Annotated in this window: 26 protein-coding genes; 12 read left to right on the top strand and 14 right to left on the bottom strand. The window is 66.6% G+C overall.

Going from position 1 to position 23,965, the window contains the following annotated elements; all coding sequences use genetic code 11:
• Positions 1–144: 144 nt before the first annotated feature.
• Both AC4HIX_RS04880 and AC4HIX_RS04875 read right to left on the bottom strand, forming a co-directional pair.
• Positions 145–1,605, bottom strand: coding sequence for a cobyric acid synthase (locus tag AC4HIX_RS04880; protein WP_490398115.1), 1,461 nt, complete (start codon positions 1,603–1,605; stop codon positions 145–147).
• Positions 1,606–1,802: 197 nt separating this feature from the next.
• Positions 1,803–2,120, bottom strand: a complete 318-nt coding sequence (locus AC4HIX_RS04875) for a DUF6280 family protein (protein WP_065270891.1) — start codon at positions 2,118–2,120, stop codon at positions 1,803–1,805.
• A 217-nt stretch (positions 2,121–2,337) separates the two neighbouring features.
• Here AC4HIX_RS04875 and efp point away from each other — a divergent pair, with 217 nt between their 5' ends.
• Positions 2,338–2,901 (top strand): elongation factor P, encoded by a 564-nt coding sequence (gene efp, locus AC4HIX_RS04870; RefSeq protein ID WP_420395470.1) that lies wholly within the window; start codon positions 2,338–2,340, stop codon positions 2,899–2,901.
• A gap of 139 nt (positions 2,902–3,040) precedes the next feature.
• On the opposite strand, the gene AC4HIX_RS04865 is transcribed toward efp, so the two are convergent.
• The 3 genes from AC4HIX_RS04865 to ygfZ are packed head-to-tail and all read right to left on the bottom strand — an operon-like array spanning position 3,041 to position 5,181.
• Complete coding sequence (locus AC4HIX_RS04865) at positions 3,041–3,586, bottom strand: hypothetical protein (protein ID WP_490398114.1); 546 nt, start codon at positions 3,584–3,586, stop codon at positions 3,041–3,043.
• Positions 3,587–3,646: 60 nt separating this feature from the next.
• Positions 3,647–4,450, bottom strand: a complete 804-nt coding sequence (locus tag AC4HIX_RS04860; RefSeq protein WP_490398113.1) for a fructosamine kinase family protein — start codon at positions 4,448–4,450, stop codon at positions 3,647–3,649.
• Positions 4,447–5,181: a CAF17-like 4Fe-4S cluster assembly/insertion protein YgfZ gene (gene ygfZ, locus AC4HIX_RS04855; RefSeq protein ID WP_490398112.1), complete on the bottom strand. Its 735-nt coding sequence runs from the start codon at positions 5,179–5,181 to the stop codon at positions 4,447–4,449. The genes AC4HIX_RS04860 and ygfZ overlap by 4 nt, the downstream gene beginning before the upstream one ends.
• Before the next feature lie 98 nt (positions 5,182–5,279).
• Here ygfZ and AC4HIX_RS04850 point away from each other — a divergent pair, with 98 nt between their 5' ends.
• On the top strand, positions 5,280–5,960 hold the full coding sequence (locus tag AC4HIX_RS04850; RefSeq protein WP_490398111.1) for a TIGR04283 family arsenosugar biosynthesis glycosyltransferase: 681 nt from the start codon (positions 5,280–5,282) through the stop codon (positions 5,958–5,960).
• A gap of 114 nt (positions 5,961–6,074) precedes the next feature.
• Here the strand turns inward: AC4HIX_RS04850 and AC4HIX_RS04845 are convergent, their stop codons facing one another.
• A complete protein-coding gene (locus tag AC4HIX_RS04845) occupies positions 6,075–7,940 on the bottom strand; it encodes an ABC transporter ATP-binding protein (protein ID WP_490398110.1) in 1,866 nt (621 codons plus the stop codon).
• Positions 7,941–8,148: 208 nt separating this feature from the next.
• Between AC4HIX_RS04845 and AC4HIX_RS04840 the strand changes: the two genes are divergently transcribed.
• A complete protein-coding gene (locus AC4HIX_RS04840) occupies positions 8,149–9,357 on the top strand; it encodes a pyridoxal-phosphate-dependent aminotransferase family protein (protein WP_490398109.1) in 1,209 nt (402 codons plus the stop codon).
• 30 nt (positions 9,358–9,387) lie between these two features.
• Here AC4HIX_RS04840 and AC4HIX_RS04835 read toward each other — a convergent pair whose 3' ends face one another.
• Together AC4HIX_RS04835 and AC4HIX_RS04830 are read right to left on the bottom strand one after the other, a co-directional pair.
• Positions 9,388–9,582 (bottom strand): histidinol phosphate aminotransferase, encoded by a 195-nt coding sequence (locus tag AC4HIX_RS04835; protein ID WP_475050841.1) that lies wholly within the window; start codon positions 9,580–9,582, stop codon positions 9,388–9,390.
• A gap of 90 nt (positions 9,583–9,672) precedes the next feature.
• Positions 9,673–10,785 (bottom strand): pyridoxal phosphate-dependent aminotransferase, encoded by a 1,113-nt coding sequence (locus AC4HIX_RS04830; RefSeq protein ID WP_490398108.1) that lies wholly within the window; start codon positions 10,783–10,785, stop codon positions 9,673–9,675.
• 133 nt (positions 10,786–10,918) lie between these two features.
• On the opposite strand from AC4HIX_RS04830, the gene AC4HIX_RS04825 reads away from it, so the two are divergent.
• From AC4HIX_RS04825 to AC4HIX_RS04815, 3 genes are all read left to right on the top strand, one after another.
• The gene (locus AC4HIX_RS04825; RefSeq protein ID WP_475050845.1) at positions 10,919–11,704 is read left to right on the top strand and encodes a crotonase/enoyl-CoA hydratase family protein; all 786 of its coding nucleotides are present in this window, start codon (positions 10,919–10,921) and stop codon (positions 11,702–11,704) included.
• 413 nt (positions 11,705–12,117) lie between these two features.
• The gene (locus AC4HIX_RS04820; RefSeq protein WP_475050847.1) at positions 12,118–12,315 is read left to right on the top strand and encodes a hypothetical protein; all 198 of its coding nucleotides are present in this window, start codon (positions 12,118–12,120) and stop codon (positions 12,313–12,315) included.
• Positions 12,316–12,371: 56 nt separating this feature from the next.
• The gene (locus AC4HIX_RS04815) at positions 12,372–12,587 is read left to right on the top strand and encodes a hypothetical protein (RefSeq protein WP_490398107.1); all 216 of its coding nucleotides are present in this window, start codon (positions 12,372–12,374) and stop codon (positions 12,585–12,587) included.
• A gap of 117 nt (positions 12,588–12,704) precedes the next feature.
• Here AC4HIX_RS04815 and AC4HIX_RS04810 read toward each other — a convergent pair whose 3' ends face one another.
• The 3 genes from AC4HIX_RS04810 to AC4HIX_RS04800 form a co-directional block, all read right to left on the bottom strand.
• Positions 12,705–13,607 carry a fructose bisphosphate aldolase gene (locus AC4HIX_RS04810; protein WP_490398106.1) on the bottom strand — a complete coding sequence of 301 codons (903 nt, stop codon included), beginning with the start codon at positions 13,605–13,607 and terminating at the stop codon, positions 12,705–12,707.
• Positions 13,608–13,687: 80 nt separating this feature from the next.
• Complete coding sequence (locus AC4HIX_RS04805; RefSeq protein WP_475050851.1) at positions 13,688–14,020, bottom strand: DnaJ family domain-containing protein; 333 nt, start codon at positions 14,018–14,020, stop codon at positions 13,688–13,690.
• Between the two features lie 42 nt (positions 14,021–14,062).
• Complete coding sequence (locus AC4HIX_RS04800) at positions 14,063–15,433, bottom strand: aminotransferase-like domain-containing protein (protein WP_490398105.1); 1,371 nt, start codon at positions 15,431–15,433, stop codon at positions 14,063–14,065.
• Between the two features lie 146 nt (positions 15,434–15,579).
• On the opposite strand from AC4HIX_RS04800, the gene AC4HIX_RS04795 reads away from it, so the two are divergent.
• Positions 15,580–15,960 carry a DUF983 domain-containing protein gene (locus AC4HIX_RS04795; RefSeq protein WP_490398104.1) on the top strand — a complete coding sequence of 127 codons (381 nt, stop codon included), beginning with the start codon at positions 15,580–15,582 and terminating at the stop codon, positions 15,958–15,960.
• Positions 15,961–16,121: 161 nt separating this feature from the next.
• Here the strand turns inward: AC4HIX_RS04795 and pyrG are convergent, their stop codons facing one another.
• Entirely contained in the window at positions 16,122–17,765 is a 1,644-nt protein-coding gene (gene pyrG, locus AC4HIX_RS04790; protein ID WP_475050856.1) for a CTP synthase, read from the bottom strand.
• A 172-nt stretch (positions 17,766–17,937) separates the two neighbouring features.
• Complete coding sequence (gene secG / locus AC4HIX_RS04785; protein WP_475050858.1) at positions 17,938–18,303, bottom strand: preprotein translocase subunit SecG; 366 nt, start codon at positions 18,301–18,303, stop codon at positions 17,938–17,940.
• 171 nt (positions 18,304–18,474) lie between these two features.
• On the opposite strand from secG, the gene nthA reads away from it, so the two are divergent.
• The 5 genes from nthA (at position 18,475) to AC4HIX_RS04760 (ending at position 22,217) form a co-directional block, all read left to right on the top strand.
• Positions 18,475–19,101 carry a nitrile hydratase subunit alpha gene (gene nthA, locus AC4HIX_RS04780; protein WP_490398103.1) on the top strand — a complete coding sequence of 209 codons (627 nt, stop codon included), beginning with the start codon at positions 18,475–18,477 and terminating at the stop codon, positions 19,099–19,101.
• Positions 19,098–19,775: a nitrile hydratase subunit beta gene (gene nthB / locus AC4HIX_RS04775; protein WP_490398102.1), complete on the top strand. Its 678-nt coding sequence runs from the start codon at positions 19,098–19,100 to the stop codon at positions 19,773–19,775. Before nthA ends, nthB begins: the two co-directional genes overlap by 4 nt.
• Positions 19,772–20,104, top strand: a complete 333-nt coding sequence (locus AC4HIX_RS04770) for a nitrile hydratase accessory protein (RefSeq protein ID WP_490398101.1) — start codon at positions 19,772–19,774, stop codon at positions 20,102–20,104. Before nthB ends, AC4HIX_RS04770 begins: the two co-directional genes overlap by 4 nt.
• A gap of 563 nt (positions 20,105–20,667) precedes the next feature.
• The gene (locus AC4HIX_RS04765; protein ID WP_490398100.1) at positions 20,668–21,981 is read left to right on the top strand and encodes an adenylosuccinate synthase; all 1,314 of its coding nucleotides are present in this window, start codon (positions 20,668–20,670) and stop codon (positions 21,979–21,981) included.
• Positions 21,981–22,217, top strand: a complete 237-nt coding sequence (locus AC4HIX_RS04760) for a DUF2842 domain-containing protein (RefSeq protein WP_490398099.1) — start codon at positions 21,981–21,983, stop codon at positions 22,215–22,217. Before AC4HIX_RS04765 ends, AC4HIX_RS04760 begins: the two co-directional genes overlap by 1 nt.
• Positions 22,218–22,352: 135 nt before the next feature.
• Here AC4HIX_RS04760 and AC4HIX_RS04755 read toward each other — a convergent pair.
• Positions 22,353–23,965: chemotaxis protein CheA (locus AC4HIX_RS04755; protein WP_490398098.1), on the bottom strand; the 1,613-nt coding region annotated here is incomplete at its 5' end.

The following is a 23,965-nucleotide window of genomic DNA, read 5'->3' as shown; positions in this document are numbered from 1 at the left end:
TCCCGCCCGGCGGGCGGCTTTTGAAAAAGCCTTCTGCCCGTTGGGCCCGGCGCCCCCCAGCGCGCGGCGCCGGGCCCAAGGCCGCGGACGGTGCTGGCGGCAGCCAGCGGTGACCGGCGGGCGCGGGAGCGCCTCCGCCTGTGGTCAGAACCGGACGGGCTGCGCCAGCTGCAGCAGCTGGTCCAGGTCCATGTAGCGTTCCAGGTGATCGGCCAGCTTGTCCAGCGTCTCGTCCACGCCATCCTCGTATCCCGCCTGGCTCTCATGCCCCAGCGAAGCCAGGACGCTGGCGCGGAAGGCATCCGAGGAAAACAGCCCGTGCAGATAAGACCCCTTCACCCGGCCATCGGCAGAGGCGGCCCCTTCGGGCCGCCCATTGATGCTGAGCCAGGCGCGGGTGCAGTCGGCGCCCGTGGTGCGGCCCATGTGAATTTCGTAACCGCTCACCGGCAGGTTGCCGTCGCGTGTGACCGCTTCGGTCAGCGTGACGCGCTTTTCCCCCGCCATCACCGTGTGCACGTCCAACAGGCCCAGGCCGTCCACCTTACCGGGACACCCGTCGACGCCCTCGGGATCGTCAATGGTCTTGCCCAGCATCTGATAGCCTCCGCACAGGCCCAGCACATGTCCGCCGCGGCGGTAGTGGGCGAGGATGTCGATGTCCCAGCCCTGCGCCCGCAGATAAGCCAGATCGCCAATGGTCGACTTGCTGCCGGGCAGGATCACCAGATCCGCATCGCCGGGCAGGGCGCGGCCGGGCGGCACGATCTCCACCGTCACCTCCGGCTCCGCCGCCAGCGGGTCCAGGTCGTCGAAATTGGCCATCCGCTCCAGCTGCGGCACCACCACCTTGCAGGCGCCGCCCTGGCGCGAGGCGATGTCCATCATGTCCTCGGCCGGCAGCTTCCAGGCGTCCCAGAACCACGGCACCACGCCAAGCGAGGGCCAGCCGGTACGCGCAGCAATGTCATCGCGTCCGCCGTCAAACAGGCTGAGGTCGCCGCGGAAGCGGTTCACCATGAACCCCACGACCCGCTCCAGATCCTGCGGCTCCAGCACCGCATGGGTGCCGACGATCTGCGCGATCACCCCGCCGCGGTGGATGTCGCCTGCAATCACCACCGGCACCTCCGCCGCGCAGGCAAAGCCCATGTTGGCAATGTCGTTCTTGCGCAGGTTGGTCTCGGCGGGCGATCCCGCCCCCTCGATCAGCACCAGATCCGCGTCCGCCGCCAGCCGCCGGTAGCTCTCCAGCGCTGCCTCCAGCAGGCCGGACTTGTCGCGCATGAAGGAGCCGGCGCCTTGGGTGCCGCGGCGCTTGCCCTGCACGATCACCTGGGCGCCGGTGTCGGTCTCCGGCTTCAAAAGCACCGGGTTCATGTCGGTATGCGGCGCCCGCATCGCCGCGCGCGCCTGCAAGGCCTGGGCACGGCCGATCTCGCCGCCCTCAGGGGTGACGGCGGCGTTGTTGGACATGTTCTGCGGCTTGAACGGCGCAACCTTCAGCCCGCGCCGCACGTAGGCGCGCGCCAGCCCTGCCACCAGAAGTGACTTGCCGACATTGCTGCCGGTGCCCTGGATCATGATCGAACGCGCCCGTGTCATCTTGCTGCCAGCTCCCTGCCTGCGCCCCGCATTTCTGGGGCCTGCATAGCAGGTTAGACGCCGCCGTCCATAACGGCTGCGCCGGAACCGTCGGCACGCTGTCCGGGGGCGACCGGTTGACGCTGGGGAAACCCGCGCGGGCAAAAGAAAAACGCGCCCCGAAGGGGCGCGCTTTTCAGCAATGCAGGCAGCAGCCTTTAGGCGGCTTCAGCCTGTGCGGCATTGCGGCGCTCGCTCTCTTCACGCGACAGCGCAACCGAGGTCCGTACCCCGCGGCCGACAAATTCCATCAGGCCTTCGACCACACGTTCGTTGGGGTCGATACCGGCGCAGGACAGCACTTCGCGGCCATCGCGCGAGCGCGCCCAGCGGGCGATTTGCTCCGGGCCATTGCCGTATTTCTTGTCGTCGGCGATGGCGTCATCCAGTGCGGCCAGGACCACGGCAGCAAACAGTTTGCGGGCGCGGTTGCCTTGCTCGTTGTTATAAGCGGTGCCGTCTACGAAATCTCGCATCTCGTATCCCTTGTTGTTCTTGCTATTGCAATTTTCGGCGTAGCGCTGCTTATGGCGGAATTGTGACGATTCGGATAGGGCGCAGATGCATAGCTTTCATGCAAATTGCGCATACCTTTTCTCACTCATTCCATACCAGATCCTTGTCTTGCCAGCGCCAAGCCCGCCAGATATAGGGGCTGGTAAGAATTCATCAACCATCTGAAAGGCATTTCTCATGCCCAAGATCAACGGCAATGAAATCCGCCCCGGCAACGTTCTGGAACACAACGGCGGCTTGTGGGCGGCGGTGAAGGTCGATCACGTCAAACCCGGCAAGGGCGGCGCCTTTGCCCAGGTCGAGCTGCGCAACCTGCGCAACGGCTCCAAGCTGAACGAGCGCTTCCGCTCGGCGGACAAGGTAGAGCGCGTCCGCCTGGAGCAGAAGGACCAGCAGTTCCTGTATGAGAGCGACGGCATGCTGGTGTTCATGGATGCCGAAACCTATGAGCAGATCGAGCTGCCCGCGGACCTCTTGGGCGACCGCCGCCCGTTCCTGCAGGACGGCATGACTATCGTGGTGGAATTCTACGAGTCCGAGGCGCTGAACGCGACCGTGCCGCAGAAAGTCACCTGCAAGATCGTCGAGACCGAGCCGGTCGTCAAAGGCCAGACCGCGGCGAACTCCTTCAAACCGGCGATCCTCGACAACGGCGTCAAGGTCATGGTGCCGCCCTTCGTCGGCCAGGACGAGATGATCGTGGTCAACACCGAGACCATGGAATATTCCGAGCGCGCCTGATCCAGGCCGCGCCCCGGAAAGCAGAAAGCCGCCCTCCCTCGGGGGCGGCTTTTTCCGTTCCTGCGGGGCCACCTAAGACTTTTATGAAAAGTCTTAGGCAAAAGTTTTCAGAAAACTTTTGCGCGGGCAAGCTGCCGGATCACCTGGCAGGCAGCGCCAGGTCAAAACCGCATTCATCCATCATCTTGCCATAGGCCGCGGTAAAGCCGCTCAGCGAGGCTTCATAAAACATGTCGTTGCCCGCCCAGATCTCCACCCAGCGTCCCTGTTTCATCGCCTGCAGCATCGGCAGGTGATCCTGAAACCGCAGCACGCTTTCGGCTTCCGCCAGGCCTTCCTCATTGATCCAGGAATTGATCCCGGCAGTGACCGAGAGCGTCCGGTCGAAGTCAAAAATGAAATCCACCGTGCCGCCCTGCTGCATCAGCGTGGGGTAGTGCCGGGGCGCGTATTCCTGCACCTGCGCCATCGGGTAGAACGCGGGCGGACCCGCATCACCGGAGAACACCTCCAGCGCAAGGATCGGGTCGCCATCGCCGCCGGTCCAGGCGCGGCAGGTCAGGTAACTGTCCTGCTCCGTCACATGCGGCTCCACAGCCGCGTGCCAGTCCTTGTAGCTCCAATACTCCGCCAGCGCCGGGGAGGCCGCCAGCGCGGTCAGGCACATGCCAAACACCAGTCGCATCAAATACCCTTTCAGCAATTCTGCCCGCGACCCTAGCGCAATCAGGTGAACAGAGGCTTGTCAGAAACCCAGGGCCGCCAGCCGGTCCTCCACCATTCCGCGGTAGCCGGCGCCGAACAGCCGCAGATGCACCAGCGCGGGCCACAGCTGATAGATGACCCGGCGCGCCTCATGCCCCGGCTCCAGCGCGCCATAGGCGTCGTGGAACGCGGCCGGCGGCGCACCGAATAGATGCAGCATCGCCAGATCCACCTCGCCATGGCCCCAGTAACAGGCCGGATCGATCAGATAGGCGGCGGCACGGCTGAACAGAACATTGCCGGTCCACAGATCGCCATGCAGCAGGGCGGCAGGCGGCGCGGCGGGCAGCAGCTCCGGCAGCCGCTTGCAAAGCGCCTCAATCCGCAGCCGCAGATCACAGGGCAGGGCGTCCGGGGCCGCCAGCAGGCGGCGGCCGGCCCAGAACTCCGGCCAGTCCGGCAGCGGCGCGTTCGGAATTTTCACCGCGCCGAAGGCATAGTCTTCCGCCCAGCCGTATTGCTGGCCTGTGGCCGAATGCAGCAGCCGCAGCGCCTGACCCAGCGCCTGCCAGCCCTCCGCGCTGGCGGAGGTTTCCTCCAGAGCTTCCATCAGCAGCACATCACCGGCAACGCCCAGCACTTCGGGGGCAGGCGCGCCAGCCTCGCGGATCGCGCGCAGCATGGTGGCTTCTGAGGACACCAGCGGCCCGGTCTTAGCCACCACTTGGCGGCCGTCGCTCAGGCCCAGCAGCTGCACCTCCGACAGGTCGCCGCCGTGCAGCGGGCGGGCGCGTGACACCTCCGCGCCCAGCAGGGAAAGACCTGTTTTCTCCAGCCGGTTCACGGCTGCCAGGTAACGCGGGCGTCTCCTGCCTGCATCTCCCCCTTAGCGCGGTCGAACCGCAGATAGGCGATGCCCCTGCCGCCCGATTGGGTGAACAGCGTGCCCACGGGCTTGCCGTCCGCGGTGATGTCGGTGCCAACGGGGGCGCTGCCCTCGACCTGCACGGTGCGGAAGCCCTTGCGCAGCTCGGTCTTGTGCTTCATCCGCGCGGTCACTTCCTGGCCCACATAACAGCCCTTGCGGAAGTCCACCCCGTGCAAGCCCTCGAAACCCGCTTCCAGGATATAGCTCTCCGGCCCCAGCTCAGCGCCGGTTTCGGGAATGCAATGGGCCACCCGGATCGCGTCCCAGTCACTGCCGTCATCGCCGCCTTCGAGCCCATACAGCCGCCAGCCCATCGCCGGATGGCGCGGATCAGCCAGCGCACCCTCCGGAGCCTCCCCGGTGCCGCGCTTCACCTGCAGATCCGTCATCTCCACCTGCACATCGGCACGCAGCCGGTACATGTTCAGCCGTTTCAGCAGGCCCTCGGCCAGCGCGGCGTCCACGTCCAGCAGCACCGCATCGCCCTCGGCGGCGAGGAAGAAATCCGCAGTGTACTTGCCCTGCGGCGTCAAGAGCGCGGCATAGACCAGACCATCGCTCAGCTTGTCCACGTTATTGGTGACCAGCCCTTGCAGGAAGCTCTTGGCGTCACTGCCACTCACGCGCAGGATGCGGCGGTCGCTCATGTCTTTTCTCCTGTGTGCCTCTGGGGCGTTTTACTGCCTGGCCCAGTGATATAGGAAGCAGGGCGGAAGAAAACAGCAAAACCGCATAGGAAATACCCATGCCCGCGCCGGTCAGCATCGTGATCCCCGCCCTGAACGCAGCCGAAGAGCTGCCCGCCTGCCTGGAGCATCTGATGGAGGGGCTGGGCGCCGGGCTGATCCGCGAACTGGTGATCACCGACGGCGGCTCCATCGATGAGACCCGCGCCATCGCCCAGGCCGCCGGGGCGGAATGGGTCAGCGGCGCGCCCTCGCGCGGCGGCCAGCTGCGCCGCGGCTGCGCGGCGGCCAAGGGCGAGTGGCTGCTGGTGCTGCACGCCGATACCCATCTGGAACCGGGCTGGTCCGCGGCAGTGGCGCAGCACTTGCAGGACGGGCAGGGCAGGCCCGCCTATTTCCGGCTGCGGTTCCGGGCGCGCGGGGTGCTGCCCGCCTGGGTCGCCGGCTGGGCTAACTTGCGGTCCCGCCTGTTCGCGCTGCCCTACGGCGACCAGGGCTTGCTGATCCGCCGCGCGGACTATGACGCCGCGGGCGGCTACCCCGATCAGCCGCTGATGGAGGACGTGGCGCTGGTGCGCCGTCTCAAGGGGCTGGCGGCCTTGCCCTCAGCGGCGCTGACCAGTGCGGCGCGCTACCAGCGGGCCGGCTGGCTGCGGCGCGGGGCTAGGAACATGTGGACGCTGATGCGGTATTTCTTCGGTGTGGCCCCGGAGAGGCTGGCAAAGTCTTACAGCAAATAACTGTTACGCCCGGCCGAGAGGCCGGGCAGCGCCCGACCCTCCCCACGGGAGGGCGCTTAGGCGCCCACCCAGGCTCGGGCGCTGCCCTCAGCGGTCAACAGGGGAAACTGGAATTCAGCCGAACACCTTGCGCGCAAAGCGGCGGAACCAGCGTTCCTTGCCGTTGTCCGCCGCGCCATCGGGAACCTGCTCCGCCTGGGCTGCAATGCTGGAGGTGTCCACCACCGTCTTGCCGTCCTGGAACTGCAGCCGGTAAAGGTCGGCATAGATGCCGCCGCGCGCCAGCAGCTCGTCATGGCTGCCCTGATCAACCACTTGGCCGCGGTCCATCACCACGATCTTGTCGGCGTTGCGGATGGTCGACAGCCTATGCGCAATCACCAGCGTGGTGCGCCCGCCCGACAGCTTGTCCAGCGCCTGCTGCACCACCTTCTCCGACTGCGCATCAAGGGCCGAGGTCGCCTCGTCCAGCAGCAGCACCGGCGTGTTGCGCAGCAGCGCCCGCGCAATCACCACCCGCTGCCGCTGGCCGCCCGACAGGGCAGATCCGCGCGGGCCGACCCGTGTCTCCAGCCCATGCTCCAGTTTGGGCAGGAAATCCGCCACATGCGAGGCATCCAGCGCCGCCTGCAGCTCTTCGTCGCTGACATCAGTCCGCCCCAGCACGATATTCTCGCGCAGCGTCTCGTCAAACAGCATGGCGTCCTGCGTCACCACCGAAAACAGGCTGCGCAGATCGGCGGTGTTCAGGTCCTGAACCTCGACCCCGCCGACGGTGACCGACCCCGCCTGCGGATCCACCATCCGGGTCAGCAGGTTGAAGATCGTAGACTTGCCCGCACCCGACGCCCCCACCAGCGCGGTGGTCTTGCCCGCCTCCGCCTCCAGCGCCAGACCATTCAGGATCCGCGCATCGCCATAGCTGAGGTCGACACCCTCCAGCTTGATCGCCGGCAGGCCCTCCGGCGCCGGTTTGGGATGCTCCGGCTCGCTCAGCAGGATCGGCGCATCCAGCAGCTCCTTGATCCGCTCCAGCGCCGCCGCCGCCCCCTGCCACACGCCAGAGATATTGGCCAGCCGCCGCATCGGTTCAAACGACAGGCCGATCGAGGTGAAAAAGCTCATGAACTGGCCGACGGTCTTTTCGCCCGCAATGATCTCGGAGCCGCCATAAAGCAGCACCGCCATAAAGCCGACACCGGCCATGATGTCGGTCATCCCGGAAATCGAGGAGGTGCCAAAGGCCGCCTTCACCTCGGAGCGGACAAACTCATCCGTGCGCTCGGAGAAGCGGTTGACCTGATAATCCTCCAGCCGGTTCAGCTTGACCGGCACGATGCCATGGAAAATCTCGTCCAGCCGGGTCGCCAGATCGGCGCCCAGATCCCGCGCCCGCGACGCCTTCTTGCGCACATAACGCTGGATCGAGGCGATCGGCAGCAGCAGCACCGGCACGCCGATGAGCAGGATCAGGGTCCAGCGCCAGTCGATGCTGAAGGCCACGCCCAGCACCGCCACCAGCGCCACCAGATCGCGGCCCGCGCCGGTGATCACCGCCTGCCAGACCGCGTTGATCGCACCCACATCGCTTTGCACCCGCTGCAGCAGCAGCCCCGGCGGGTGCTGCTGGTGAAACGCCGGATCCTGGCGGATGAGCCGCGCCAGCATGTCCTTGCGCAGATGCGCGGCAGAGGTCTGCGAGACCTTGCTCAGCAGCACCTTCTGGGTGACGCTGGACACGCCGCGCAGGGTGAAGATCGCCAGAAACGCCAGGCTGACCCAGACCAGCGCATCGGTGTTGCCCGCGACAAACACCAGGTCGAACATCGGCTGCATCATATAGCCGAGCGCCCCCATGGTGGCGCCTTCCAGCAGCATGAAAATCACGGCAACGCCCAGCAGCCCGATGTAATGGCGCAGGTATCCGCGCCACAGCCAGCCGAACAGCTCCTTCGAGGACTTGTGCGGTTTCTGGCTCATTTCAGCGCTTTCCGGCAGGAAATTCGTGTCATTGCGGGCCTTTCCCTGTCGTTCCAGCGCCATTTAAGCAGGTGGGCAGCAGGGCGCAAGCAATTCGCCGTGACGCTGCGGCCTGCGGAATTGACCCGGCGGGCCGGGCGGCTACTGTGGCGGCACGGATCAACCGCGGCGGGCAAGGACGCCTTCCGCGCTGCAAGGAATGTCATCCATGAGCGGATCAGTGAACGTGCGGGCAGGGCGCTCCTACCTGGCCATCCCGGGGCCTTCGGTCATCCCGGACCAGGTGCTGCAGGCGATGCACCGGCCTTCTCCCAACATCTACGCGGGCGAGCTGGTGGAGATGACCGCCACCCTGATCCCCGACCTGCGCCGCGTGGCGCGCACGCAGCATCAGGTTGCGATCTACATCTCCAACGGCCACGGCGCCTGGGAGGCAGCGCTGCAAAACACCCTGCAGCCGGGCGACAAGGTGCTGGTGCCCTCCTCGGGCCGCTTCGCCATCGGCTGGTCGGAAATGGCTGAGGGGCTGGGGATCGAGGCCGAGATACTGGATTTCGGCAACCACGCGCCCTGGGATCATGCCCGGATCGCCGAAGCCCTGGCCGCCGACACCGGCCACCGCATCAAGGCGGTGCTGGGCGTGCATGTGGACACCTCCAGCTCGATCCGCAACGACGTCGCGGCCCTGCGCCGGGCGCTGGATGCGGCCGGCCACCCGGCGCTCCTGATGGCCGATTGCATCGCCTCGCTCGGCTGCGACCGGTTCGAGATGGACGAGTGGGGCGTCGATGTCATGGTCACCGCCTGCCAGAAGGGGCTGATGGTGCCTGCGGGCATGGGTTTTGTCTTCTTCAACGGCCGCGCCGCCGAAGCACGCCGCGCGCTGCCGCGGATCAGCCGCTACTGGGACTGGGAGCCGCGCGCCAACCCGGAAGAGTTCTACCAGTATTTCGGCGGCACCGCGCCCACCCATCATCTCTACGGGCTGCGCGCTGCCCTCGACTTGATCCACGCCGAAGGCATGGAGGCCGTCTGGGCTCGCCACGCCCATCTGGCCCGCGCCATCTGGGCTGCGTGCGAGGCCTGGGGCAGGGACGGCCCGCTGAAGATGAATGTGCCCGACCGCGCCCTGCGCTCCCACGCGGTCACCGCGCTGCACATCGGTTCGCCGCTGGGCACAGAGCTGCGGACCTGGCTGGAGCAGAACCTGGGCCTCACCCTGGGCATCGGCCTGGGCATGGCGCCGCCCCGCAGCCCGGAATGGCACGGCTTCTTCCGGCTTGGCCACATGGGCCACGTGAACGGCCATATGGTGATGGGTCTGCTGGGCGGAATCGAAACCGGCCTCAGGGCGCTGGACATTCCGCACGGGGCGGGTGCGCTGGAAGCGGCCGCATCCGCGCTCGGCGGCGCTTAGCGGCTGGTCAGGTCCGGGCAGAAGGCGGCGTCACGCCTTCTGCGAATTCAGCCGGATGTCCAGCCGGGTGATGAAATGGTTGATCAGCACCGCCAGCACCAGCACGGGAACCATCCCGTACATCACCCAGATCACAAAGAAGATCCACATCAGGTTGATCCCGGCAAAAGTGATCGCGGCAGTGAAGAAATCCGGCATGCCATCCGGCAGTTCAGGGTCACGCATGACAATTCTCCAGGTACTACTTTCAGATGGTAGTCCTGGAGTGGTGAATGTCCGGTAAAACCGCCGCGATCCGGCGGCGGCCGGCAGGTTTCAGCCAGCTCCCCGCGCGGCCTCCAGCGCCCGCGGCAGCGCGGCGGCAAACGCGGCCAGCTCAGCCTCCGGCCCGCAGCTGACGCGGATGCAGCGGTTTTGCGGCGCGGCAAAGGGCATCCGCACGAAAATCCCCTGATCCACCAGCGAGTCCAGCACCGCCTTGGCAAACGCCCCGTCCCGGCCGCAGTCGATGGTGACGAAATTGGTGGCCGAGGGCAGGGTGCTCAGCCCGTTCTCCGCCGCGATCTCCGCAATCCGCGCCCGCGCGCCGCCGATCTGCGCCAGCACCTGCGCCAGCCACTCCTGATCCTGCAACGCCGCCAGCGCCCCCGCCTGCGCCGCCCGGTTCATGCCGAAATGATTGCGCACCTTGTTGAAGGCAAGGATCAGCTCCGGATGCCCCAGCGCATAGCCCACCCGCGCCCCGGCCATGCCGTAGGCCTTGGAGAAGGTCCGCATCCGGATCACCCGCGCATCATCGGCGCTGATGGGGGCCGCGGTGCCCTCAGGCGCGCACTCCACATAAGCCTCGTCCAGCAGCAGCAGGCAGCCATCCGGCAGGCCGTCCAGCGCCGCGGCAATCTCCGCGCCCTTGTGCCAGCTGCCCATCGGGTTGTCGGGGTTGGCAAGATACACGATCTTCGCGCCAACCTCCGCCGCCCTGGCAAACAGCGCGGCGTAATCCTCGCGGTCGTCCTTGTAGGGCACGGTGTGCAGCACCCCGCCAAAGCCCGCGACGTGATAGTTGAACGTCGGATAGGCTCCCAGCGAGGTCACCACCGCATCGCCCGGGCCGATCAGCAGCCGCACCAGGTAGCCGAGCAGGCCGTCAATGCCTTCGCCCACCATGATATTCGCCGGTGCAACACCATGATGCGCGGCCAGCGCCTGGCGCAGATCATGGTTCTCTGCATCGCCGTACTTCCAGATCTCCGCCGCCGCCTTGCCCATTGCCTCAATCGCCTTGGGCGAGGGGCCAAAGATGTTCTCATTCGCCCCCAGCCGCGCGGCAAAAACCTGGCCGCGGGCGCGCTCCTGGGTTTCGGGGCCGACAAAGGGCACGGTGGCGGGCAGGGAAAGCGCAAGCGGGGTGTAGCGGGGACCAGTCATGGCGGCAGATAACCCCAAGCCGCAAAGCGGGGCAAGGGCTGCGGCCCCGGCAGGACGGCTGCCCCCACGTAGCACTGGAAACGCCGCCGGTTCCGGGGCAGGCTGACGCAAAAGATCCAGCGGGGAGAAGACCATGGACAGAGTGACCATCGGCTACAAGGACCATATCGCCTATGTGACGCTTGCCCGTCCGGACAAGCACAACGCCCTGGACGAGGAGATGGTGAACGCAATCATCGCCGCCGGCCAGGAAGTGGCGGAGTCGGACGCCCGCGCGGTGGTGCTCTCCGGGTCCGGCAAAAGCTTCTGTGCGGGTCTCGACATGGCAGCGCTTGCCAGCTTCGTGCAGCGCGACCTCAGCACCCTGGTGATGGAGCGCACCCACCACGACGCCAATGCCTTTCAGGAAGTCGCGATGGTCTGGCGCCGGGTGCCGGTTCCGGTGATCGCCGCCCTGCACGGCGCCTGTTTCGGCGGCGGGCTGCAGATCGCGCTGGGCGCTGACATCCGCATCGCCCACCCCGAAGCGCAGCTGGCGGTGATGGAGATGAAATGGGGCCTGATCCCCGACATGGGCGGCATGGCGCTGCTGCCGCGGCTGGTGCGCACCGACGTGATGCGGCGCCTGACCTACACGGCGGAGAAGATCGGCGCGCAGCAGGCGCTGGACTGGGGGCTGGTGACAGAACTGGCCGGCAACCCGCTCTCGCGCGCCAATGAGCTGGCCGCAACCATCGCCGCCAAAAGCCCCTCCGCCATCCGCGCCGCCAAGCGGCTGATCGCCCAGGCCGAAAGCGGCGCCAGCCAGGCAGAGGTGCTGCTGGCCGAAAGCGCCGAACAGCTGGAGCTGATCGGCAAGCCCGATCATATGGAGGCGGTCGCCGCCCAGCTTCAGAAACGCCCGCCGGACTTCCGCTGAGGGCACGGCCGCACGGCGCTGCACCTGTCCCGCTGCCCGGCGTGAGGCTATGCTGCCGGGAGCTGAGGCAGCGTCCGGCAGGGGGGCTTTCCCCCAAAAAACAACTCCGGAAACTGCAACGGCGGGTTTTTGCCAAATTTTACGTAAATCCGCCGACGCAAGCGGGAAACCGCCGTCTGCCGGCAGAAAAATGCCGCGCAAAACCAGCACAAACACCCGTTAACCTTTTGGCAACTTCTGGGCGCAAAACCTGGCTTCAGGAGGGCGCAACAGGGGCAGATCCAGCACCTGGCAGACGGACAGCGGGGGACCCGGCAGGGCCCCGGACGGCTGCGTGCACCCTCAGGAACTGCAGTGGAACCGGCCAGGCGGGAGGATTGCCCTGGCCCGGGCTTCAGAAAGGAGTGAGGCTGATGCAACTGGTGCGTAAGAAGTGGTTTATTCTGTTTGAAAGCGGCGCCTTGCTGTCCCGGACCGGGGACAGGATCACATATTTTTATGATGAGGCCCTGAGCTTCGGGAACCGGGAGGAGGCGCAGCGCTACCTGGCTGCCAATGAAAACCAGGTCAGCTGCACCGGCCTGCGCCCCTCGCTGACTGAAGCGGCGTGAGCGGATGGCTCGCCGCCAGCCGGGCCGCGGATCGTCATCGCGCGGCGGAGGCGCGGATGCCTAGCTCTGCCCGCTGGCTGCTCGCTTTCAGCGGCGTTCTGATCTCTGCCGCGGCACTGGTGTTCTGGGCCTGGCTCGGCGGCGCTGGGCAGACGCTGGAGGCGCAGCCCGGCTGGTTCACCCTGGCGGCACTGCGCTATTTCTGGCTGCCCTTCCTCAGCGGCGCAGGCCTTGTGCTGGCGGTGTGCTGCGCCGGGCGCTCCGGGGTCTGATCTGCCGCCTGGCCCCGGGGCGCGCCAGGCGGCCTGCGGGGCCGCCTGCCAGCCAGCACAAAAAAAGGGCCGCAGCCTCAGCAGGCGCGGCCCTTGCCGTTTCCGGACGCAGCCGGATTACAGCGATGCGTCGTAGATCTTGGAGATATTAGCGCCCAGGGCGGCGTCATATTCCGCATCGGACATCGCCACGTTCAGCCCCTCGGTCAGGGCGCGGCTGAAGGAGGCGATCATCTTGGGGTTCTGCGCCAGGCGCGCGCAGGCGTCGTCGGTGGTGTAGCCGCCTGACAGCGCCACAACGCGGACAACATTGGCGTGGTCCGCCAGATCGTCGTACAGGCCCGGCTTGGTCGGGATGGTCAGCTTCAGCGCCACTTTGGCATCGGACGGCAGGGCGTCCAGCTGTGCCTTGATCTCTGCCTTCAGCAGCTCTTCCGCCTCGGCCTTGGTGGCGGAGTTGATGTCGACTTCCGGCTCGATGATCGGCACCAGGCCGGCCGCAACGATCTGCCGGCCCACTTCGAACTGCTGCGCGACAACCGCCTTGATGCCCTCGGCATTGGCGTCCTTGACGACCGAGCGCATCTTGGTGCCGAAGATGCCTTTATCGTTGGCGCGCGCCAGCAGCGCGTCCAGCTCCGGCATCGGCTTCATCATCTGCACGCCGTTTTCCTCGTCCGCCAGGCCCTTGTCGACCTTCAGGAACGGGACCACACCGCAGTTGTCCCACAGGAACTCGGCGGTCGGCTTGCCTTCGATCTCGCCGTCCATGGTTTTTTCAAACAGGATCGCGCCCAGGATGCGGTCCTTGGTAAAGCTCGGCGAGGTGATGATGCGGGTGCGCATCTTGTGGATCTCGGCGAACATCTCGTCGTCGTTCGAATAGGCGTCTTCGTTCACGCCATAAAGCTTCAGCGCCTTCGGGGTGGAGCCGCCCGACTGGTCCAGCGCGGCAATGAAGCCCTTGCCGCCTGCGATGCGGTCGAGTTGTTCCTGCTGTACGGAAGCGTCTTTAGCCATAATGCGTCACTCTTCTTTTGAAAGGTCTGTCTTGGGGCTGTCTATAGCGCGAATTGCGCCGGAAACAACGGGGTGTTGCGCTAACGGAAGAAGGATTTCCGCGCATCCCGCGCCATGTTGTAGCGCATTTCCAGATCCGAGATCCGCGCCATCGCCGCCTTGCGTGCCTCCGGGTCCGTCAGCGCGGCATACTCCCGGCGCGCGGCGGCCAGCTGGTCCTTCAGGCTGAACTCCTCCGGCACCACGCCGGCCTCGGCCATGATCCGCATCCCCGCCGCCATGCCCGCATCCGCGTACGCCTCGCTGCTGCGGTCGGGCAGCGGCTTGCCTTCGCCTTCGAGGCCCTGCAGCTGCCCCTCGGCCTGCGCCTTGGCCAGCTGGCGTTCGATCAGGTTGCGGAATGCGCGCATCATGCGGGGTCTCCTGCGGTGCGCAGAGACTTTACCACCGGCGCGTCACCCCAGCCAGTCCTTGCGGGTGACCGCGTCGTTCAGCGCCATCAGGTCCTCGCGCAGCTCGTCCAGGCCGATCGGCCCGCCCAGGCAGACCCGGACCGCTTCCTCAGGCAGGCCGGAGACGGTGAAGGCATCGCTCGGCATGATGCCGATCTGGCGGCCCGCCATACGGCCCATCACCTCGGCCCGGCTGGTGCCGCGCGGCAGGCTGAGCCACAGGTTGAAGGCCAGCGGATCGCTCTCGACGAAACAGTCCTGCAGCACCTCCGCTGCCAGCGCCTGCCGCTCGGCCGCCGCCTTGCGGATGAAACGCTGAAGCGCCGCCGCAGTGCCGTCCTCGATCCAGCGGCCCAGCAGCGCCAGGTTCAAGGGCGACACCATCACATGCATCGACCTGAGCGCCTGGCTGAACTGCCCCAGCAGCGCGCGTCTCGGCACCGTGGTATAGGCCAGACGCAGCCCGGCGCCAAAGCACTTGGAAAGCCCGGCAATATGCCAGCCCAGATCGGGGATCAGGCTGCTGATGGACTGCGGCGCGCCGTTGTCGACAAAGCAATAGGCGTCATCCTCGATCAGCGGCAGGTCGTGTTTCTGCAGCACCGCGGCAATCTCCTGCCGCCGTTTGGCCGGGATGGTTTTTGTGGTCGGGTTCTGCAGCGTCGGATTGAGATACAGCGCTGCAGGCCAGTGGCCGGTGATGGCTTTCTCCAGCGCATCCGGCAGGATGCCGTCCTTGTCCCCCGCCAGCCCGACCAGACGGATCCCCTGCCGGGCGGCGATGGAGCGCAGGCCGGGATAGGTCACATCCTCGCACATGACGGTCGAGCCGGGCTCGCACAGAACCGTCAGGATGGCATAGAGGCTGGCGTGCGCGCCCGGCGTGATGACCAGCCGCTCCGGCGTGCAGGCCAGCCCGTTGGCCTGCATCCACTCTGCCGCGATGGCACGGTCCTGCGGGCTGCCGGTCACCGACTGATAGCGCAAGAGCGGCAGCAGGTTGGCGGAGACATGCTCCAGCCCTTGCCGCATCCGCGCCAGCAGGGCAGGGTCGTCCGGCTCCGGCGGCATGTTCATCATCGGGTCTTCTTCCAGCGCCCGCCGCGGATCGGGCCGCTCAGGCAGCGCTTCCTGCGCCTTCACAAAGGTGCCGCGGCCGACAAAGCTCTCGATGTAACCGCGCCGCACGGCTTCGGCGTATCCCCGCGATACGGTGGAGAAATCCAGCCCCAGATCCTGCGCAACCCGCCGCTGCGGCGGCAGACGGTCGCCGGGGGACAGCACGCCCGCATCGATATCGGCCCGGATCGCCTCGGCGATTTCCAGGTAACGGGGCTTGCCGCTGTCCAGGCGGGCAGGGGTCCATTGTTTCATCGCCGTGTCTCCGCTGGGCGCATTGTGCCTTGATTGATTGGTTCAATGCATGACTGCGTCAATAAATGCAACATCAATGATGGCATATTGTTTGCATTCAATGCCGGAATCACTGTATCACGCGGCAAACCCAAGGAGACGCCGCGATGACCGGGATTGATCTAGTGGAACAGGAGCAGCGGGAGCTGAAACCCGCCTTGCTGAAGGGGCTGCGGCTGCGCTGCCCGAACTGCGGCGGCGGCAAGCTGCTGCACAGCTATCTGAAGGTGAACGACAGCTGCACCGAGTGCGGCCAGGAGCTGCACCACCAGCGCGCCGATGACGGCCCGGCCTACCTGACCATCCTGGTGGTGGGCCACATCCTCGGCTTTGCGCTGCACATCGTCTACATGCAGATGCGCCCGGACCCCTGGACGCTGGCGATCATCATGTCGGTGATCACCGTGGGCGCCTCGCTGATCATGCTGCCGCGGATGAAGGGGCTGGTGGTGGCCTATCAATGGGCCAAGCGGATGCACGGCTTCTAAGCCGCCACAATCCAATTAGGTAAAATGCAAAAGGCGGGCTCTGGGCCCGCCTTTTTCCTGTTTCTCCCTGCGCCGCCTTGGCGGCGCCGGGCCCAACGGGAGCCGCTCACGCGCCGTGAGCCAGGCGACGGGCGGGAGAACCCCGCCAGCCGCGCATGCCCTCAGACCAGCCGCGACGCTTCTTTGGCTGCGCGCACGAAACCGTCGAACAGCGGGTGCGGGGCAAAGGGTTTGGACTTCAGCTCCGGGTGGAACTGCACGCCGATGAACCACGGGTGATCGGACCATTCGACGATCTCCGGCAGGCGCCCGTCCGGCGACATGCCCGAGAATTTGAGGCCGCATTTCTCAAGCTGCTCGCGGTACTTGGTGTCGACCTCGTAGCGGTGGCGGTGGCGCTCTTCGATATGGGTGCTGCCATAGACCCCGGCGACCTTGGAGCCTTCCAGCAGGGTCGCGTCATAGGCGCCCAGGCGCATGGTGCCGCCCTTGTCGTCGCCGACCTTGCGCTCGACCATCGTGTTGCCCTGCACCCATTCCTTGAGGTGATAGACAACCGGCTCGAAGCGCTTTTTGCCGGCTTCGTGGTCGAACTCCTCGGAGCCCGCCTCGGCAATGCCTGCAACGTTGCGCGCGGCCTCGATCACCGCCATCTGCATCCCGAGGCAAATGCCCAGGTAGGGGACCTTGTTTTCACGCGCGTACTGGGCCGCCTTGATCTTGCCCTCGGTGCCGCGCTCGCCAAAGCCGCCGGGCACCAGGATCGCGTGGTAGCCCTGGAGATAGGGGGCGGCGTCTTCCTTGTCGAACAGCTCGGCATCGACCCATTCGATCCGCACCTTCACCCGGTTCGACATGCCGCCGTGGGTCAGCGCCTCGGCGATGGATTTATAGGCGTCTTCCAGCTGGGTGTATTTGCCGACGATGGCCACCCGCACTTCGCCCTCGGGGTTGTAGATGCGGTCAGCCACATCTTCCCAGCGCTCCAGGTTCGGCTTGGGGGCGGGGGCAATGCCAAAGGCATCCAGCACCGCCTGGTCCATGCCTTCGCGGTGATAGGCCAGCGGCGCCTCGTAGATGGATTTGAGGTCCTGCGCGGCAATCACCGAGTCGGGGCGCACGTTGCAGAACAGGGCCAGCTTCTCGCGCTCTTTCTTCGGGATCGGGCCCTCGGAACGGCAGACCAGGATGTCCGGCGCCAGGCCGATGGAGCGCAGCTCCTTGACCGAGTGCTGGGTCGGTTTGGTCTTCAACTCGCCGGAGGCCTTGATGTAGGGCAGCAGGGTCAGGTGCATGAAAATGCATTCGCCGCGCGGCTTGTCCTGGGCGAACTGGCGGATCGCCTCGAAGAAGGGCAGGCCCTCGATGTCGCCGACGGTGCCGCCGATCTCGCACAGCATGAAGTCGACCTCATCCTCGCCGATGGAGATGAAGTCCTTGATTTCGTTGGTGACGTGCGGAATCACCTGGATCGTCTTGCCGAGGTAGTCGCCGCGGCGCTCCTTTTCCAGCACGTTGGTGTAGATCCGGCCGGAGGAGATCGAGTCGGTCTTGCGCGCCGGAACCCCGGTGAAGCGCTCGTAGTGGCCGAGGTCCAGATCGGTCTCGGCGCCGTCGTCGGTGACGAACACCTCGCCGTGCTCGAACGGGCTCATCGTGCCCGGATCGACGTTCAGATAGGGGTCCAGCTTGCGCAGGCGGACGGAGTATCCGCGGGCCTGCAGAAGCGCCCCCAGTGCTGCCGAAGCCAGGCCTTTGCCCAGGGATGAAACAACACCGCCAGTGATAAAGATGAAACGCGCCATGAGTGTTCGGCTGCCCCCGTGAGAAGTCAGAATCTAGCTGCCCGGCGGCCCTCGGAATGGGTACGAAAACCGCAGCATCACGGGACTTCATATATAAAGGATTCGCGCAATAAGCGCAAGGGAACCGCAAGATGCTGTTGCGGTTCCTAAAACCCTCTCAAGGTGTAGTAGGTTAGTCGGCGCTGGGAACCAGCGGAGCGTTGTCGCCTTCGCTCGGCGGCAGCAGATCGCTGCCCAGCGGTGCCGGCACCGCCGGTGCGTCGCCGTCTTCGGCCTGCGGAACCGCCAGCCGGTCGGTGACCGAGGAGCCTGCGGATTTCTGCGCTGCCATGATGGTCAGGGTGATCGAGGTGCAGATGAAGGCGATTGCCAGGATCCAGGTCACCTTGCTGAGCGCGGTTGCCGCCGCGCGGCCCGAGATGGCGCCGCCGCCGCCGCCGCCCATGCCCAGACCGCCGCCTTCGGAGCGCTGCAGCAGCACCACGGCAATAAGGCCGAGAGCCAGAAGAAGATGGATGATGAGAACAACGTTTTCCATGGGTCCCTGCGGCGGTTGGCTGAGTATCGGGCGGTAAATAGGCAAGATTGCCCGGGGGGGCAAGGGCGGAGTTTGCCTGACGCCGGGCAGCACCCATGACGTGCAGTCAGAGGTGCCGCAGCGGTGCTTTGTGACTGGACGCAGGGGCTTGGGGCAGGGCAGAGTTTTCTCATGCCACATGATCACCACGACCACCCGCACGCCCTTTTGCCGCCGGACCCTGCCTTGCGGGTCAAGGCGCTGGAGACGATTCTTGTACAGAAGGGGCTGATCGACCCCGCCGCGCTGGAGGAGATCATCGACACCTACCAGAACAAGATCGGCCCGCAGAACGGCGCCCGGGTGGTGGCCCGCGCCTGGAGCGATCCTGAGTTCAAGGCAGCACTGCTGGCCGATGCCGATCCGGTGCTGGCGGAGCTGGGCTATTACGGCCGCCAGGGCGAGCATATGGTGGTGGTGGAGAACACAGCCCAACAGCACAATATGGTCGTGTGCACCTTGTGCAGCTGCTACCCGTGGCCTTTGCTGGGCATTCCGCCCGGCTGGTATAAATCCGACGCCTACCGCGCCCGCGCGGTGCGCGAGCCGCGCAGGGTGCTGGCGGAGTTCGGCGTCACACTGCCCGAGGGCTGCGCGGTGCGGGTCTGGGATTCGACCGCCGAGGTACGCTATCTGGTGCTTCCGGTTCGGCCCGGAGGCACGGAAGGGCTGAGCGAAGAGGAGCTGGCGGCGCTGGTCACCCGCGACAGCATGATCGGCACCGGTCTGGCGCGGCAGCCGGGGGAGGCGGGGGCATGACCCGGGTGCATGACATGGGCGGGCGATTCGGCGACGGGCCGGTGGTGCCGGAAGCGGAGGACGCGCCGGTCTTTGCCGAGGACTGGCATGCGCGCGCCTTGGCGGTGACGCTGGCCTGCGGTGCGCTGGGGCAATGGAACATCGACACCTCGCGCCACGCGCGCGAGCGGCTGTCACCCAAGGATTACGCCCGGTTTTCCTATTACGAGAAATGGATCTCGGCACTGGCGGATCTGCTGGTGGAGAAGGGCGTGCTGACGCGCGAAGACCTTGAGGGCAAGGGCGCAGCCGGGCTGCATGAGCTGGCGGAGCGGGCCCTGAAGGCGGAGAATGTTGCGGGCGCGCTGGCCAAGGGCGGTCCGGCGGACCGCGACGGCGGGCCGGCGCCGCGGTTCTCGCCCGGGCAGGCGGTGCGGGCGCGGATGCCGGCGGATAACGCGCTGGTGGATGGCGGCCACACAAGGCTGCCGCAGTACGCGGCCGGCGCGCGCGGCTATATCCTGCGGCTGCATGGCACCCATGTGTTCCCGGACAGCAGCGCCCATGGTCTGGGCGAGGCGCCGGAGCCGCTTTATGCGGTGCGCTTTTTTGCGCGTGAGCTGTGGGCGCATCCGGAGCACCCGGAGGACGAGGTGGTGCTGGACCTGTGGCAGAGCTATCTGGAGCCGTTATGAGTGATTGCCCCGAGGTCGCAGCGCCGGAGCCGGTTTTTGCCGAGCCGTGGCACGCGCAGGTCTTTGCGCTGACCGTGCATCTGAATGAATCCGGGCGGTTTACCTGGGGTGAGTGGGTGGAGCGGTTCTCCGCGGCACTTAAACGCCACGGGCTGAGCCGCGAGCTGGATGGCGGCGAGGATTACTTTCGCGCCTGGCTGGAGACGCTGGAAGCTTTTCTGGCGGAGCAGGGCGCGGCCTCGCCTGCGGAGGCGGAAGCGATGCGCAGCCGCTGGGAAGAGGCGTATCTGACGACGCCGCATGGCGCGCCGGTGCATCTGCGCGGCTGAGCGCGCAGTTTTGGCCGCCGGGGCCGTTGGGGCCGGGGCGGTTTTTGCTGTTTCTGGTGTTTCATTCCGCTGTCGCGCTGTGTCCCAGTTAAGGGGGCGGCGCCGCCGGGTGGAGTTGGACAGACCCCGCCGGGGGCCTGCTCGGACAGGATTTCCTGGACGACCCCCTTTTTATCAGGGCCGGTCTCCGGGTGTCGCGCAGGCAGCCGCACAGATGCCTGCGCCTCGTATCATGGCCCCGCGCGCGGGAACCATGGCGGGGGATCGCGATCGTTTGGCAGGATGGCATAGGGACGTGGGTATCAGGTGAAGGGGGCGTGCGGCGGGGGCGCAACACCCTGCCCGGAATCACACCCTGCCCGGAATCAAGGCGCGCAGCACCGCCGGGCTGCGCCTGCCTGCCCCCCGGCAGGCGCATTCGCGTCAGCCCAGGCAGGCGCAGCCCTCGGTGATTGGGGCGAAAACCTTGGCCGGGCCGCCAACTGCGGCGAATTTCCGGTTCCACTGCCTGCGCAGCATCGCTATATGAGCGTGGGTTTGAACCAGACTGTAAAGGACCGGATATGGCCAATGTCGTCGTAGTCGGCGCCCAGTGGGGCGACGAAGGGAAAGGCAAGATCGTGGACTGGCTGAGCGAGCGCGCTGACGTGATCGCCCGCTTCCAGGGCGGCCATAACGCCGGCCACACGCTGGTCATTGACGGCAAGGTCTACAAGCTGCACGCGCTGCCCTCGGGCGTGGTGCGCGGCGGCAAGCTCAGCGTCATCGGCAACGGCGTGGTGCTGGATCCCTGGCACTTGCTGAAGGAAATCGAGACGGTCCGCGAGCAGGGTGTCGAGATCACCCCCGAGACGCTGATGATCGCCGAGAACACCCCGCTGATCCTGCCGCTGCATGGCGAGCTGGACCGGGCGCGCGAAGAGGCGGCCTCCAAGGGCACCAAGATCGGCACCACCGGCCGCGGCATCGGCCCGGCTTATGAAGACAAGGTGGGCCGCCGCGCGATCCGCGTTGCCGACCTGGCCGATGAGGCGACCCTGATTGCCCGCGTCGACCGCGCGCTGCAGCACCATGACCCGCTGCGCAACGGCCTGGGCGTTGATCCGATCGACCGCGACGCGCTGATCGAACAGCTGAAGGAAATCGCGCCCAAGATCCTGCCTTATGCGGCACCGGTCTGGAAGGTGCTGAACGAAAAGCGGAAATCGGGCAAGCGGATCCTGTTCGAAGGCGCGCAGGGCGCGCTCTTGGACATCGATTTCGGCACGTACCCGTTTGTGACCTCCTCGAACGTGATTGCAGGCCAGGCGGCCACCGGCGTCGGCATCGGCCCGGGCTCGATTGATTACGTGCTGGGCATCGTCAAGGCCTATACCACCCGCGTTGGTGAAGGCCCGTTCCCGACCGAGCTTCTGAAGGAAGACGGCACTCCGGATGCGGACGGCGAGCGCCTGGGCACCCGCGGCCATGAGTTCGGCACCACCACCGGCCGCCAGCGCCGCTGCGGCTGGTTTGATGCGGCGCTGGTGCGCCAGACCTGCGCCACGTCGGGCATCAAGGGCATCTGCCTGACCAAGCTGGACGTTCTGGACGGGTTCGAGACCCTGAAAATCTGCACCGGATATGATTTGGATGGCGAGACGCTGGACTATCTGCCGACCGCCGCCGACCAGCAGGCCCGCTGCACCCCCATCTATGAGGAAATGCCGGGCTGGAGCGAGTCGACTGAGGGCGCGCGCAGCTGGAACGACCTGCCCGCCAACGCCATCAAATACGTGAAGCGGGTGGAAGAGCTGATCGACTGCCCGGTGGCGCTGCTGTCCACCAGCCCGGAGCGGGACGACACCATCCTGGTGACCGACCCGTTCGCTGACTGATGGCTGAGAAGCAAGGCCTGAGCTACAAGGCCCGGCGGCGCTGGGCCCTGGTGATCCTGCTGGTCGGGATGCCGCTCTACATCGTGGCCGCGGTCACGGTGATGAACTGGCTGGACCGCCCGCCGCTGTGGCTGGAACTGATCGTCTATGTCGCCCTGGGCATCGTCTGGGTGCTGCCGTTCAAGTTCGTGTTCCGCGGCGTCGGCCAGGCGGATCCGGACGCTAAGGACCAGTAAGGGGAGGGGCTCTGCCCCTCTTGGCCTGACGGCCAATTCACCCCGGGATATTTCCGGCCAGAAGAATTGGGATCCGGTCTGAAAAAGAAAAGGCGGCCTCGCGGGGCCGCCTTTTTTGGTTGTCTGACCGGCTGTTCAGCCCGCGGCGCGTTTGCCGGGCTTGAAGCCGATGTCGCCGGAGGCGGTGAACTGGCCGTTGCCGGAGCGTTCGATCTTGCCGTCGCGCAGCAGCTGGCCGAAGGAGCGCAGCCCGTCCTCGCGGTTGAAGTCGCTGCTGCCGGCGCTGCGCACCTTGTTCATCAGCTGCGGGCGCGAGAAGTGGTCGCGGCCTTCGACAAAGCTCATGTAGGCGGCGGCGGCTTCCAGCAGCTCATGCAGCTCAGCAGCGCCGCGTTCAGCGGCATAGGCCGCAAAGCCGCTGCCGGCGGTCTCGGATTCTTCTCCCAGAACTGCGGCCGAAACCCGGCGCGGGCGCACCGGCTGCTGCGGGTCCGCGCCCTGGTCGATGCGCTGGGCGGCCACCAGTTTCAGCGGCGCCGGGCGGGCAGCCGGGCTGGCCGGGCGCTCGGAGCTGGCCTGGCGGGCCTCCGGGCGGCGCGGGCGCACCACGCTGGCCAGGTCCTCGCGGTAGGCCTGGGCGTCGTCGTTGCCGCCGGTGCCCCCGGCGGAGCCGTCCTTGGCGGCGGCGGCGGCGGCGCGCAGGTGGCCGTAGGCTTCGCGCGAGGAGGCCGATTCGGGGTCCTCGAGCTTTTCGTCGGCGGCGGCCATCAGGCGGCTGACATCGCTATCCGCCAGGCTGGAGGCAGCGGGCTGCTCCGCGGCAGCACCTGCTGCGGGGCTTGCGGCGGCAGTGTCCTGATCAGCGGCGGTGTCTTCAGGCAGTTCCGAAGCGGCGAGGATTTCCGCTTCCACCTCGGCCAGTTCGCGCATCAGGTCGGCTTCGTCCTCTTCCGACAGGGCCGCCGGCGCGGCGTCCGCTTCGGGGCGGCTGCCGGTGTCCTGGAGGCGGCCTGAGGCGATGGCCTTGTCGAAGTCGGAGCGTTTGACCTTGGTGATGCGCACCCGCGCCGCCGGAGCGGGCGCCTGCTCAGCGTCCTCATCCGCCAGAAGGTTTCCGGCATCGCCGGCTGCGGGCTGGTCTGCGGCGGCAGCGTCCTTTAGGTCTGCGAACAGGCTGCCGTCAGAGGCGTCTGCGCTGTCTTCGGTCTCTGCCTCCGCGGCGGTTTCAGGCTCCTGAGCTGCTGCGCGGCCCAGGTCCAGGCGGTCCAGCGTGCGGGAGATTTCGTCGTCGCCGTCGTCGTCGAAGTCCGGCGCGCCGGTTGCGTCGTCCTCCATCAGCGCGGAGGTGATTTCCTCAGCCGCGCTTTCCAGCACGTCGTCGGCGTGCTCGTCCTCGCTGAAGTCCTCTTCGGGCGCCTGCGCCACCACGGCGCGGATGCGCTGCAGCTTGGCGGCGATGCTGTCGGCGGCGGGGGCGGTGTCCTCTGCTGCGTGCGGTGCAGCGTCTTCCGCTTCGGCGGCTGCCGGAGCGTCCGCGTCTTCCTGTGCCTCGGCTTCGTTGACCTCCAGCAGCTCGACAGCGGGACTGTCCTTGCGCTCTTCGGTTTGCGCGCCGGTCCCGGTGGCGGGGGTTGCTTCATCCAGCGCTGCGGCGATGATTTCTTCGGCTTCGGCTTCGGCTTCGGCTTCGGCTTCGGATTCGGCCGAATACCGAATAGGATTCGGCTCAATACCGAATCGGATTCGGT

The sequence above is a fragment of the Leisingera sp. genome, from assembly GCF_982940295.1.
Note: the sequence above shows the minus strand (reverse complement) of the source record. Positions and strands in the feature narration are given on the sequence as shown.